The sequence below is a fragment of the Desulfurispirillum indicum S5 genome (assembly GCF_000177635.2).
GTDB lineage: Bacteria > Chrysiogenota > Chrysiogenetes > Chrysiogenales > Chrysiogenaceae > Desulfurispirillum > Desulfurispirillum indicum.
Map to the genome: position 1 here is coordinate 2128843 of NC_014836.1, position 12976 is coordinate 2141818.

Sequence of the window (12976 nt, forward strand, 5' to 3'; positions counted from 1 at the left end):
CTGGGCATGGCGCCTGCCTTTGACACTGCGCGCCTCTGGTCGAAAAAACAAGCGGGCATCTCCCGAAAGGAGAGCCCGCTGTTTTCCTTGTCAACCACAGACCCGTCAGCAGGACTTAGGATGTTTTACTGTACGTAAACCGTTTATTTGATTTCACCCCGGTGCCAGCTGGAATCAGTCGTCCCATGATGACGTTTTCCTTCAGGCCGTTGAGGTGGTCGATCTTACCGGAGATACTGGCCTCTGTCAGAACCCGCGTCGTCTCCTGGAAGGAAGCTGCCGAGATAAACGACTCCGTGGACAGACTGGCTTTGGTTATGCCCAGCAGCATGCGATCGTACTTGGCCGGCAGCTTTCCGGCAAGCTCAAGCTCGCGGTTCTTGTTCTCAACGTTCAACCACTCAAGCTCTTCGTCAACCATGAAGTCGGAATCACCGGAATCGGTAATGCGCACCTTCTTGAGCATCTGACGGATAATCACTTCGATGTGCTTGTCATTGATGCCAACGCCCTGGGATCGGTACACTTCCTGGATCTCGTTGGTCAGGTACTCCTGCACCGCGTCGACGCCCTTGATACTCAGAATGTCATGGGGATCCATGGCACCGTCAACGATCATGTCACCGGCGCGGACCATATCACCGTCAAGGTAGTTGATATAACGATTACGGGGGATGGAGTAGGTCTTCAGTTCGCCGGTATCATCGTTGCGAACCGTGACCTTGCGCATGCCGCGCACCAGTCCACCAATATTCAGAATACCGTCTATTTCGCTGACGATCGCCTGATCCTTGGGCTTGCGGGCTTCAAAGAGCTCGGCAACCCGTGGCAGACCACCCGTGATGTCCTTGGCCTTGGTGGCCGCTTTCGGAATCTTGGCGATAATATCACCGGGAAGCACTTCCGTGCCTTCAGCCACCTGAATGGTACTGCCACCGGGCAGGAAGTAACGACGCAGCGTCTCATCTCCGCTGCCCTTGACGGACACCCGGGGCTGGCGTCGCTCTTCGGAGTGTTCAAGTACGGTACGGCGGCTGATGCCCGTCACCGCATCCACATCTTCCTTAACGGTCTGACCATCGACGATGTCACCGAATTTGGCAATACCGCTGACTTCGGTGATAATCACCGCAGCAAATGGATCCCATTCCAGCAGCTTTTCCCCCTGGGATACTGCGGCACCGTCAGCAACGAGTACGTGGGCACCGTAGGTCACCTTGTGGGAGTCAATTTCATTGCCGCCTTCATCCAGGATCAGCATAAGTCCGTTACGGCTCATGGCCACTGTCTTGCCAGCGCGATTGGTCACGGTCATCAGGTCAATGTATTTTACGGTACCGGAAGCCTTGGCGTGAGCCATGGATTCTTCGGCCTTCTGACTGGTAGCACCACCAACGTGGAACGTACGCATGGTCAGCTGCGTACCGGGTTCACCGATGGATTGGCCTGCCACTACGCCGACAGCCTCGCCGATGCTGACCAGGCTGCCACGGGAAAGGTCACGGCCATAGCACTGGGCACATACGCCGGACTGGGCCTGGCAGTTCATGACAGAGCGCACGCGGATTTTCTCAATCCCGGCCTCCTCAATACGCTGCACACCATCTTCGTCAATCAGGTGGCCCTTGGGCAGGATGACATCGCCATGGATATCCACCACCTCGTCGAGGGTGACCCGCCCGAGCACTCGCTCGCCAATGCTTTCGATAATGGTGCTGCCTTCCATGAAGGCGGTGATCACCATGCCACGGTTGCTGCCACAATCGGCTTCGGTGATGATGACATCCTGGGCCACATCCACCAGACGACGGGTCAGATAACCGGAGTTGGCTGTCTTCAGAGCCGTATCCGCCAGACCCTTCCGGGCGCCGTGGGTGGAGATGAAGTATTCCAGAACGCTCAACCCTTCGCGGAAGTTCGCCATGATGGGCGTCTCGATAATGGAGCCATCCGGCTTGGCCATCAGACCACGCATTCCGGCCAGCTGACGCATCTGCTGTCTGGAGCCACGGGCACCGGAGTCAGCCATCACGTAGATGGAGTTGAAGTTGCGCTCACGGGGGTTGGCTGAGGAGGCATCCCCACCTTCGCTGCCCAGAGCCTTCATCATCTCGTCTGCGATTTTCTCGGTGATATCGGACCAGATACCAATGGTGCGGTTGTACTTCTCGCCGAAGGTACTGATACCCTCCTGGTACTTGATGTTGGCTTCGGCAACTTCATTGATGCCCTTTTCCACCAGGGCCTGCTTGTTATCGGGAATACGCATGTCGTCAAGGCAGACAGAAATACCGGCCTTGGTGGCATAGCGGTAGCCCATTTCCTTGAGGCGATCAAGGAAGAGAACAGTCTGAGCATTGCCGTTTTCACGGTAGCAACGCTCGACGATGGCAAGCAGTACCTTCTTGTTGAGGGTTTTGTTGATCAGTTCAAAGCCCATGTTCTCCGGCAGGCACTGGGAAAAGAGAACGCGCCCGACGGTGGTTTCAAAGCGACCGCCATTCAGACGGCAGGTAATCTTGGCGTGCAGATCAATCTTGTTCAGGGAGTACGCGGTTTCCACTTCCTCCACAGAACCAAAGGCCATGCCTTCGCCACGGGCATTGCGCTTTTCACGGGTCATGTAATAGCACCCCAGAACAATGTCCTGTGTGGGTACGGTAATCGGTTTGCCGCTCGCCGGAGACAGGATGTTGTTGGAGGCGAGCATCAGAATGCGCGCTTCAAGGATCGCCTCGGTGGAGAGGGGCACGTGAACCGCCATCTGGTCACCGTCAAAGTCGGCGTTGAAGGCGGTACATACCAGCGGGTGCAGCTGGATGGCCTTGCCCTCGATCAGCACCGGCTCAAAAGCCTGGATACCAAGGCGGTGCAGGGTTGGTGCACGGTTGAGCATCACGGGATGCTCGCGGATAACCTCTTCCAGGATATCCCATACTTCGGGGCGATTCTTTTCCACCATCTTCTTGGCACTTTTGATGGTAGCGGCATAGCCTTTCTGCTCCAGCTTCTGGAAGATAAATGGCTTGAAAAGCTCCAACGCCATCTTCTTGGGCAGACCGCACTGCCACATCTTCAGCTCGGGGCCGGCAACGATAACGGAGCGGCCCGAGTAGTCAACCCGCTTACCCAGAAGGTTCTGACGGAAACGACCCTGCTTGCCCTTGAGCATATCGGACAGAGATTTCAGGGGACGCTTGTTGGGGCCGCGCAGAACGCGTCCACGCTTGCCATTGTCAAAGAGGGCGTCTACCGCTTCCTGCAGCATGCGCTTTTCGTTGCGGATAATGATATCCGGTGCCTGCAGCTCCATCAGGCGCTTGAGGCGGTTGTTACGATTGATGACGCGCCGGTAGAGATCGTTCAGATCACTGGTGGCAAAACGTCCGCCATCCAGGGGAACCAGGGGGCGCAGCTCGGGGGGGATGACCGGAATGACTTCCAGGATCATCCACTCGGGCTTGTTGCCGCTTTTGCGGAATGCCTCCACCACTTTCAGGCGCTTGGTCAGTTTTTTGATTTTCTGCACGGACGTGGCATCCTGCAGATCCTGGCGCAGCTCAATGGCCAGCAGGTCCAGATCCAGCTTGCGCAGCATCTCGCGAATGGCCTCCGCTCCCATGTCGGCGACAAAGGAACCATAGCCGAACTCTTCGACGGCATTGTAGTAGGCCTCTTCCGAGAGGAGCTGTTTCTCTTCGAGGGGTGTCTGCATGGGATCGAGGACAATGTACTCCTCAAAGTACAGAACCTTTTCCAGATCGCGCAGGGTCATATCCAGGATGGTACCAATACGGCTGGGCAAGCCCTTGAAAAGCCATACGTGGCTGACTGGGCACGCCAGCTCAATATGGCCGAGGCGCTCGCGACGAACTTTGGACTGGATTACTTCCACGCCACACTTTTCGCACACAATGCCACGGTGCTTCATACGCTTGTATTTTCCGCAGTTACACTCCCAGTCCTTCACAGGGCCGAAGATTTTCGCACAGAAAAGGCCATCCTTCTCCGGCTTGAACGTGCGGTAGTTGATCGTCTCAGGCTTGGTCACCTCACCGTGGGACCAGGAGCGTATCTTCTCCGGCGATGCCAGGCGTATCTGTATGGCATCGAAAAAGGGCAAGGCTTTCTTTTCATTCATGGCTCGGATATCCAAGGTTTCCTCCAGCATATCCTGGTTCGGCGTCGTTACGCCAACCGCTGTATAAGGTCTTCAAAAGGACTTACTCGCCTGACTCTTCCGTCAGCACTTCACTGCTTTCGCCGGCTTCAACTTCCACCGCCTCGTCCGTGGAGATAAGCTCCACATCAAGGCACAGAGACTGCAGTTCCTTCACCAGTACGTTAAAGGACTCAGGCAGGCCAGGTGTCAGGGTGTTTTCCCCTTTGACGATAGCCTCGTACATCTTGGTACGTCCGTTGACATCATCCGACTTCACGGTGAGCAGCTCCTGCAGACAGTGGGAGGCTCCATAGGCCTCAAGGGCCCAGACTTCCATTTCCCCGAATCGCTGTCCGCCGAACTGCGCCTTACCGCCCAGGGGCTGCTGGGTAACCAGCGAGTACGGCCCTGTGCTGCGGGCGTGAATTTTGGTGTCAACCAGGTGGTGCAGCTTCAGCATGTAGATGACGCCCACGGTCACCGGCTGGTCAAATTTCTCGCCGGTACGTCCGTCGTAGAGATCGGTCTGACCGGTGTCATTGCCATCATAGGCCTTGCGCAGGAGTTCCTTGATATCGCCTTCATTGGCGCCATCGAACACGTTGGTGGCAACGTGCATACCCAGGGCCTTGGCGGCCCAGCCCAGGTGGGTTTCAAGAATCTGCCCCACGTTCATACGGGAGGGAACGCCCAGGGGGTTGAGCACGATGTCAACGGGGGTTCCGTCTGGCAGATAGGGCAAGTCTTCCTGGGGCAGGATGCGGGAAACAACACCCTTGTTGCCGTGGCGCCCGGCCATCTTGTCGCCGACTTTCAGCTTACGCTTGACGGCAACATAGACCTTGACCATTTTAAAGACCCCGGGAGGCAGATCGTCGCCCATGTTGACACGGGATTTTTTCTCCGTGTACATCTCGTGGGTTTTTTCCAGCTGCTCTTCCATAATTTCACGGATGGACTCGGCCTTGCGGATAAATCCTTCGCTGTCTTCAACGGGGGTTTCCAGCAGTTCGTTGAGGGTGAGCTTTTCCACCATTTCCATGGTGATGGCTTCCCCTTCGCGTCCAAGTATCTTGCCACGCAGCACCAGGTCGTCTGCGAGCTTTTTGCCGACCAGCAGGCGACGTATCTTGTTGAGGCGCTCCTTGCGGATAAGGGTGCACTCATCCTGATAGTCGACTTCCAGCTTCTTGATTTCTTCTTCCTCGATATCCTTGACGCGGTCGTCTTTTTCCGTACCGCGACGGGTGAAGACCTTCACGTCGACGATGGTCCCCTCAATACCGGGGGGTACGGTCAGGGATGCGTCGCGGAACTCACCGGCCTTCTCGCCGAAGATCGCCCGCAGGAGCTTTTCTTCAGGTGTTGGCTGCGTCTCCCCCTTGGGAGTCACTTTCCCCACCATGATATCGCCGGCTTTCACTTCCGCGCCTATGCGGATGATACCGGAGTCATCGATATCCTTGAGGGCGTCCTCACCCACGTTGGGAATATCGCGGGTGATATCTTCCGGACCCAGTTTGGTGTCACGGGCTTCCACGTCAAATTCCTCGATATGAATGGAAGTATAGACATCTTCCAGCACCACGCGTTCGGAGATGAGGATGGAGTCCTCGAAGTTGTAGCCCATCCAAGGCATGAAGGCGACAACCACGTTCTTGCCAAGGGCCAGATCACCAGACTCGGTGGCCGGACCATCGGCGATGACATCGCCCGCCTTGACCTGATCGCCCGGGAATACGATGGGCGTCTGGTTGATGCAGGTATTCTGGTTGGAGCGTCGGAACTTGATGAGGTTGTAGATATCAACGCGACCTTCGCCGGGAGCGATTTCGCTCTCATTGACGTGGACAATGATCTTGTCCGCTTCAACGCTGACAATGGTACCGCCACGGGTAGCCGTTATGGCAGCGCCGCTGTCAACAGCCACCTTGCGCTCAAGGCCGGTTCCGACCAGAGGCGACTGGGTGCGCAGCAGGGGAACTGCCTGACGCTGCATGTTTGATCCCATCAGAGCGCGGTTGGCGTCATCGTTCTCCAGGAAGGGAATCAGGCCGGCGGCCACAGACACCATCTGTACCGGTGCAACGTCCATGTAAGTGATATTCTCCGCTTCGGTCATAACGAATTCACCCTCATCACGGGCGGAAACCAGCTCGTTGACAAAGCAGTTGCCCTTGTCGAGGGGCTCGTTGGCCTGGGCGATGATCTGACCATACTCGTCAATGGCGCTGAGATAATCGATCTGCGTGGTTACCTTTTTCTTCTCAACCTTCCGGTAAGGCGTTTCGATAAACCCATACTCGTTGATACGTCCATGGGTTGCCAAAGAGGTTATCAGACCGATGTTCGGGCCTTCCGGAGTTTCGATGGGGCAGATACGTCCATAGTGCGTGGTGTGAACGTCACGCACCTCAAAACCCGCCCGCTCACGGGTCAGACCACCAGGACCAAGGGCCGAGAGCCGGCGCTTGTGCGTGATTTCGGCCAGGGGATTTGTCTGATCCATAAACTGACTGAGCTGGGAAGAACCGAAAAATTCCTTAATGGAAGCCACGATGGGCTTGGAGTTCAGGAGTTCCTGGGGCGAAAGCTCCGAAAGATCCTGAATGCTCATGCGCTCCTTCACCGTGCGCTCCATGCGGACCAGGCCGATGCGGAACTGGTTTTCCAGCAGCTCGCCCACGCTGCGGATGCGTCGGTTGCTGAGGTGGTCGATATCGTCGACGGAACCTTTTCCGTTCTTGATATCGGAGAGGGTCTTGACGACCTGCAGAATATCCTCACGGGTCAGGGTAGTGACATCCATGGGAACTTCAAGACCGAGGCGACGGTTGATTTTCAGACGCCCGACGCGGCTGAGATCATACCGCTTGGCGACAAAGAACAGGTTGTCAAACAGCTGTGTAGCCGCTTCTACCGTGGGAGGCTCACCTGGACGCATCTTGCGGAATATCTCGATAAGAGCTTCTTCCGCCGAAGTCACCTTGCTGTCAGCCGCCAGGGTGTCGCGTATGGAGGTATCACTTTTGATATTGTCGATAAAGAGAATGGCGAATTCGCGCACCCCTCGTTCAAGCAGCAGGTCGTAGATATCATCGGTGACAGGCTGGTTAATGGAGGCAAGCAGTTCGCCACTGGAGGGATCGTAAATATCTTCGGCGAAGTAGGACGTGTCACGCACTACCTCCATGCGATCGAGCCGGATACTCTGCACATTGGCGTTGGTGAGCTTACGAATATTGCCGCGGGTTATCTTGTGTCCAGCCTTTACCAGCACCTCACCACTTTCAGGGTGAAGGATATCCTGCATCAGTTTCTGATTATAAAGATTTGCCAGGTCGGTCAGTTTCTCAACCGAACCATCCTCACTGACGCGGATGGTTTCATTGGTGTAGAAGTGGCTGAGAATATCGCGTTCGCTGTACCCCAGTGCCTTGAGCACAACCGTGGCCGGAAACTTGCGTTTCTTGTCGATGCGGACATAGAGGATATCCTTGGCATCAAATTCAAAATCCATCCAGGAGCCACGATAGGGTATGATACGCGCAGAGTAGATCACCTTGGCATTGGCACCGCCCTTGCCACCATCGTCTTCAAAAAAGACACCAGGTGAACGGTGAAGCTGGCTGACAATAACCCGCTCAATGCCGTTGATAATAAAGGTCCCCTTGTCGGTCATCAGGGGGAGTTCTCCCAGATAGACTTCCTGCTCCTTGACATCCTTGACCGGACGCTCGCCGGGCGCAGCTGACCCTTCCCGCTCAAAGAGTACCAGGCGGACCTTGATCCTGACAGGAGCCGCGAAGGTGGCACCACGATCCTGACACTCATTGACATTATATTTCGGCTCTCCCAGGGAGTAGCTGATATATTCCAACTGGGCGGTTTCATTGTAGTCCTGAATAGGGAACACGCTGCGAAAGACCGCCTCGAGACCCATGTCACTGCGCTGCTGGAAATCCTTGCCCATTTGAAGAAATTTTACATATGATTCTTTTTGAATGGCATTCAGATCCGGTATATCCAGAATATTGGGGATACGGGAAAAGTTGTGCCGTTTCCGAAAGGTCACTTTGCGATTTTGCTGTTGAGCAAACGCCATGGTAACTCCCTGCTGTTACGGTATGGGGTTGGGGGAATCACATCAGGAACAACGTTCCCTGTCACATTATGCGCCAACCTGTGAGTATGAACAGTTTGGGCAAATTTTACAAGCACAAACAAGCACAGGGGGAGCGACGGCTTCCGCCGCATCCCCTGTGCCGCATAAGGCATTCAACTTAAAAGTGCAGTAACACTTATTTTACTTCTACCTTGGCACCGGCTTCTTCAAGTTTCGCCTTCAGTTCGTTGGCCTGATCCTTGCTCACGCCTTCTTTAACTGCCTTGGGAGCGCCTTCTACCAGATCCTTGGCTTCTTTGAGGCCCAGACCGGTTACTTCGCGTACAACTTTGATGACGTTAATTTTCTTCTCACCGGCGTTGACCAGGATAACGTCGAACTCAGTCTTTTCCTCTTCTGCAGCAGCAGGTCCGGCAGCAGGTCCGGCAGCAGCGACAGCCACAGGAGCAGCAGCGGAAACACCGAACTTCTCTTCAAGTTCCTTTACCAGTTCAGCCAGCTCCAGAACGCTCATGTTTTCGAGGTAAGAAATGAAATCTTCTTTGCTGATAGCCATGAATATCCTCCAGGGTATATTATCTTATCAATAAACGCTTATGCAGCGATTAAGGCATTTGACTCACAGAATCGTTTATTCCTGCTCTTTTTTCTCTTTGACCGCGTTAAGCGCATAGAGAAACTTGCGAGGCACGCCAGCCAGAACGCCGACGAAGTTTGTGATAGGCGCGTTGAGCGTTCCGAGCAGTTTTGCCAGCAGCACTTCGCGGGAGGGAAGCTTACTGATAGCGACGACATCAGCCTGGCTGAGCACCGCGCCATCCATCACACCACACTTGATGGTAATAACTTCCTTGGACTTGGTGGAAAACTCGCTGACGTACTTGGCAGCAGCGGCAAAGTCGTCACCGGTATACACCACGCCAGTGGTCCCATGCAGATGCTCATCGAGTCCTTCCACATCCGGCAGCGCCCGACGCAGCATGGTATTTTTCACAACACCGTAGCCAGCACCCAGCTTGCGCAGCTCACTCCGAAATTCATCAGCACCCTTAACGGTCAATCCGGAATAATTACACAGAATAACACCAGCGCTCTGCTCAATTTTCTGAGCCACAAGGCTGACGACGTTCTGCTTCTTTTCCAAAGTTTCTGTTTTCAAGTAACACACTCCATAAGAAATGCCTCCTATGCATACGCATGGAGGCATCAATGTTATATTGATGACATCTCCCCAGGCAGCTTACGCTATTAAGAACTGCGCACCTGGTTCTGCGATATCAGATTATCGATTCTGGAGCACCGCGTTCACATCAAGCCGGATCCCTGGACCCATGGTGCTTGAAAGGGTGATCCCGCGAACATAGGTTCCTTTCGCGGTAGCGGGCTTCGCCTTAATCAAGGCATCCACAATAGCTAACACGTTTTCACGCAGCATGTCAAGCTCAAAGCTCACTTTCCCGACAGGAGCATGGATAATTCCAGCTTTATCGGTGCGATACTCGATCATACCACTTTTCAGGTCTTTGACGGCCTTCGCCACGTCAAAGGTAACCGTTCCCAGCTTGGGGTTCGGCATCAGGCTGCGCGGCCCCAGGATACGACCCAGTTTCCCCACAAGACCCATCAGGTCAGGCGTGGCCACTGCCTTGTCAAACTCCAGCCAGCCACCCGTGATCTTCTGGGCCAGGTCATCAGAACCCACGTAATCCGCTCCGGCATCACGCGCTTCCTTTTCTTTTTCCCCTTTGGCAAAAACCAGAACGCGAACGTCCTTGCCGGTGCCGTGGGGCAGGCTCACGCTGCCGCGAACAATCTGATCGGCGTGACGGGGATTGACCCCAAGGTTAACTGCCACATCCACGCTCTCGGAAAACCCGGCAAATGCCAGCGACTTACAGAGCTCCAGTGCTTCTTCCAGGGTATAGCGCTTGTCTTTATCTACTTTCGCAACAGCTGCGTTAAATTTCTTTCCCATTGATTACTCCTCCACCACCAGGCCCATGCTACGCGCTGAGCCTTCGATTGTTGCGATTGCCGCTTCAAGCGTGTGAGCGTTCAGGTCAGGCATCTTCAGCTGAGCGATTTCCTGTACCTGAGCCTTGGTCACCTTGCCAACCTTGTTCTTGTTGGGCTCCGCTGAACCCTTGTCAAGTCCGGCAGCCTTCATGAGCAGAATCGCGGCGGGAGGAGTCTTGGTGATAAAGGTGAATGAGCGATCTTCAAAAACCGTGATGACAACGGGGATAATCATCCCCTTCTGGCTTTCTGTCTTGGCGTTGAACTCCTTACAGAATGCCATGATGTTCACGCCCTTCTGACCGAGGGCGGGACCTACGGGAGGGGCAGGATTTGCTCCACCGGCAGGAATTTGCAGCTTGATTTCGCCAATTACTTTTTTGGCCATAATTTTGCCTCCGTGTAGCCCCCTGGGACTACCTGTATGTCAATTTATATCTTCTGAATTTGCGTGTACTCGAACTCAACGGGGGTTTCGCGGCCAAATATGCTCACGTTCACCTTCACCCGCTTGCGCTCGTGATCGACGTGAGTAACCACGCCATTAAACCCGTGGAATGGCCCTTCGACCACTTCCACTGGATCCCGTTCAACAAACTCCACCTTCGGTTCCACCAGTCGCTTGTCAGACTCAATCAGCTTCTGCACTTCAGAGTCGTGAATAGCCACAGGCTTGTTCCCGCCAATAAAGCCGGTCACCTTGGGAATGTTTTTCACCACGTGCCAGGTGGTCTTGTCCATCTCCATCTGCACATACACGTACCCGGGGTATCGCTTGCGGGTGACAATTTTCTTCTTGCCCCCCTTGTACTCGGCAACATTTTCCGTGGGAATCAGGATCTGAGTGATCTTATCCTGAAGCCCAAGGCTGCTGACCCGCTCCTCGAGAGCTTCCTGTACCTTGTTCTCGTACCCGGAATATGCATGTATCACGTACCAAGAAAGTGCCATTGAGCGTGTCTCCTTGAGGAATTATCCGATAAGCAGTGAAATCATCCGGGAAAACACGGCATCCAGCGCACCGAAGTACACTGTCATAAAGGCCACCAGCACCAGTACCACCAGTGTCATGCCCTTGACTTCATCCTTCTTCGGCCAGACAACTTTCCCGAACTCACTTTTGACGCTTTTGAGAAATTCCACTGTTTTCATTGTACCGCTCTTTTCCACTTCATAAAAAACAGATCAATTACTTCGTTTCACGATGCAGCGTATGCTTCCGGTCAAACTTGCAGTACTTCTTGAGTTCCAGCTTGTCTGTCATGGTACGCTTGTTTTTGGTGGTTGTGTAGTTGCGGTTCTTGCAGACTTCACAAGCCAGGGTAATAATATCTCGCATGGTGTTTTCTCCACAAAAAGAAGGAGTGCGTTCTCCACGGAGCACCGCACCCCTGTTATCGGAATAGTTTATCCGTCAGGTTTACTTGAGGATCTTGGTTACAACACCGGCACCAACTGTTCTTCCGCCTTCACGGATAGCGAAGCGCAGGCCTTCTTCCATCGCGATGGGGTTGATCAGCTCACCAGTAACCTTGAGGTTATCACCGGGCATAACCATCTCAGTACCTTCAGGCAGTGTTACGATACCAGTGATGTCAGTGGTTCTGAAGTAGAACTGAGGACGGTATCCACTGAAGAACGGAGTGTGACGTCCGCCTTCTTCCTTGGTCAGAACGTAGATTTCGCCTTCAAACTGGGTGTGAGGAGTAATGGAACCTGGCTTGGCGATAACCTGACCACGTTCAACATCGTCACGCTTCACGCCGCGCAGCAGGATACCAACGTTATCGCCGGCCTGACCCTGATCCAGCAGCTTGCGGAACATTTCTACGCCCGTAACAACGGTCTTCTGGGTGTCGCGGATACCAACGATTTCGATCTCCTCGCCAACCTTGACAATACCGCGCTCAATACGACCGGTAACAACGGTACCACGGCCGGAAATGGAGAACACGTCTTCCACAGGCATCAGCAGGGGCTTGTCAGTTTCACGCTCAGGAGTCGGGATGTATTCGTCAACAGAAGCCATCAGCTCAAGGATTTTCTGAGCCCAGTCGCCCTCAGGGTCTTCCAGGGCACGCAGAGCAGAACCCGTAACGATAGGAGTATCGTCACCGGGGAAATCGTACTCGGTGAGGAGTTCGCGAACTTCCATCTCAACCAGCTCAAGCAGCTCCTCGTCATCGACCATGTCAGCCTTGTTCAGGAAGACAACGATCTTGGGAACGCCAACCTGACGGGCCAGCAGGATGTGCTCACGAGTCTGAGGCATGGGGCCATCAGCTGCGGAAACAACCAGAATAGCGCCGTCCATCTGAGCGGCACCGGTGATCATGTTCTTTACGTAGTCGGCGTGACCGGGGCAGTCAACGTGGGCATAGTGACGGTTTGCCGTCTCATACTCAACGTGTGACGTGGAAATTGTGATACCGCGCTCTTTTTCCTCAGGAGCTTTGTCAATCTGGTCATAAGCTATGGCCTGAGCACCGCCAGCTTTAGCCAAGACCGTTGTAATCGCAGCAGTGAGCGTGGTCTTTCCGTGGTCAACGTGTCCGATGGTACCTATGTTGACGTGCGGTTTTGTGCGCTCAAACTTTGCTTTTGCCATCTGTAAATCCTCCTCGAATGTTCAAGTACATAATCGTTCCATATATCGCGAATCTGATATAGCA

Annotated in this window: 10 protein-coding genes; all 10 read right to left on the reverse strand. The window is 54.3% G+C overall.

Annotated features, from left to right (window positions below):
• Positions 1-115: 115 nt before the first annotated feature.
• The gene (gene rpoC, locus SELIN_RS10005; protein ID WP_049871128.1) at positions 116-4171 is read right to left on the reverse strand and encodes a DNA-directed RNA polymerase subunit beta'; all 4056 of its coding nucleotides are present in this window, start codon (positions 4169-4171) and stop codon (positions 116-118) included.
• A 52-nt stretch (positions 4172-4223) separates the two neighbouring features.
• Complete coding sequence (rpoB, locus tag SELIN_RS10010; RefSeq protein ID WP_013506550.1) at positions 4224-8267, reverse strand: DNA-directed RNA polymerase subunit beta; 4044 nt, start codon at positions 8265-8267, stop codon at positions 4224-4226.
• A gap of 196 nt (positions 8268-8463) precedes the next feature.
• Positions 8464-8844: a 50S ribosomal protein L7/L12 gene (gene rplL, locus SELIN_RS10015; RefSeq protein ID WP_013506551.1), complete on the reverse strand. Its 381-nt coding sequence runs from the start codon at positions 8842-8844 to the stop codon at positions 8464-8466.
• A 75-nt stretch (positions 8845-8919) separates the two neighbouring features.
• Positions 8920-9447, reverse strand: a complete 528-nt coding sequence (gene rplJ, locus SELIN_RS10020; protein ID WP_013506552.1) for a 50S ribosomal protein L10 — start codon at positions 9445-9447, stop codon at positions 8920-8922.
• Between the two features lie 123 nt (positions 9448-9570).
• Positions 9571-10263 (reverse strand): 50S ribosomal protein L1, encoded by a 693-nt coding sequence (gene rplA / locus SELIN_RS10025; RefSeq protein WP_013506553.1) that lies wholly within the window; start codon positions 10261-10263, stop codon positions 9571-9573.
• A 3-nt stretch (positions 10264-10266) separates the two neighbouring features.
• Positions 10267-10692 carry a 50S ribosomal protein L11 gene (gene rplK / locus SELIN_RS10030; protein ID WP_013506554.1) on the reverse strand — a complete coding sequence of 142 codons (426 nt, stop codon included), beginning with the start codon at positions 10690-10692 and terminating at the stop codon, positions 10267-10269.
• 44 nt (positions 10693-10736) lie between these two features.
• Positions 10737-11255 carry a transcription termination/antitermination protein NusG gene (gene nusG, locus SELIN_RS10035; protein ID WP_013506555.1) on the reverse strand — a complete coding sequence of 173 codons (519 nt, stop codon included), beginning with the start codon at positions 11253-11255 and terminating at the stop codon, positions 10737-10739.
• 21 nt (positions 11256-11276) lie between these two features.
• Positions 11277-11456 carry a preprotein translocase subunit SecE gene (secE, locus tag SELIN_RS10040; RefSeq protein ID WP_013506556.1) on the reverse strand — a complete coding sequence of 60 codons (180 nt, stop codon included), beginning with the start codon at positions 11454-11456 and terminating at the stop codon, positions 11277-11279.
• A gap of 37 nt (positions 11457-11493) precedes the next feature.
• The gene (gene rpmG / locus SELIN_RS10045) at positions 11494-11643 is read right to left on the reverse strand and encodes a 50S ribosomal protein L33 (protein ID WP_013506557.1); all 150 of its coding nucleotides are present in this window, start codon (positions 11641-11643) and stop codon (positions 11494-11496) included.
• Between the two features lie 81 nt (positions 11644-11724).
• Positions 11725-12912, reverse strand: a complete 1188-nt coding sequence (tuf, locus tag SELIN_RS10050) for an elongation factor Tu (protein ID WP_013506558.1) — start codon at positions 12910-12912, stop codon at positions 11725-11727.
• Positions 12913-12976 lie beyond the last annotated feature (64 nt).